This is a genomic window from Methanoculleus sp. MH98A (assembly GCF_000691865.1).
GTDB lineage: Archaea > Halobacteriota > Methanomicrobia > Methanomicrobiales > Methanoculleaceae > Methanoculleus.
In genome coordinates this window covers 1-800 of record NZ_JMIO01000252.1, presented here as the reverse complement: position 1 = coordinate 800, position 800 = coordinate 1, and the positions used below count along the sequence as shown (strand labels likewise).

Sequence of the window (800 nt, the reverse complement as noted above, 5' to 3'; positions counted from 1 at the left end):
ATGATCGATGTAGCGATTACATGTGGTGCTGATGCCGTTAAATTTCAGTCTTGGACGAAGTCATCCCTAATCTCAAAGGCGGAATATGCTCGCAATACGGAATATTCTGATAAGAAAAAGCATTTTGGATCCCTGGAGGCGATGGTTGAGAAATATCAGTTCACAACACAGCAACATGAAGAAATTGCTTCATATTGCGAAAACGTAGGTATTACTTTCTTATCGAGCTGCTTTTCGAATGAGGAGGTAGATTTACTTGACTCTCTCGATGTACCTGCATTCAAGATAGCATCAATGGATATCAACAATCTCCCACTACTTGAGTACGTTGCGACCAAAGGCAAACCAGTAATTCTTTCAACTGGGATGGCCTCTCTCGGGGAAATCGAAACCGCTGTTGCTACGCTACGTTCATCAGGATCCGGTCCCATTGCTCTCTTGCACTGCGTTTCTATCTACCCACCGGATCTTGAGACTATTAATCTACGCAATATCTCGACGCTTGAGATGGCCTTTGACTTACCGGTAGGTTTTAGCGATCATACGTTAGGAACTGCAATTCCTGTTGCTGCTATCGCTTTGGGCGCCTGTATCGTTGAAAAGCACTTTACACTAGATAAAAATCTTCCTGGTTGGGATCACGCTATCTCTGCTGATCCTGTTGAGATGAAAAAGATTGTTCAGGATGGAAAAGACGTCTATCAATCTCTTGGGAGTACTACCAGATCAGTTAGCAACGCTGAAATTGAGAAAAGGAAAAAATTCCGGCGAAGCGTTGTTCTTAAAAGGAATATGAAAAA

1 protein-coding gene is annotated in these 800 nt (G+C 42.8%); it reads left to right on the top strand.

Annotated elements, in window-relative coordinates:
* Positions 1 to 800: N-acetylneuraminate synthase family protein (locus EI28_RS13790; RefSeq protein ID WP_155937466.1), on the top strand; the 800-nt coding region annotated here is incomplete at its 3' end.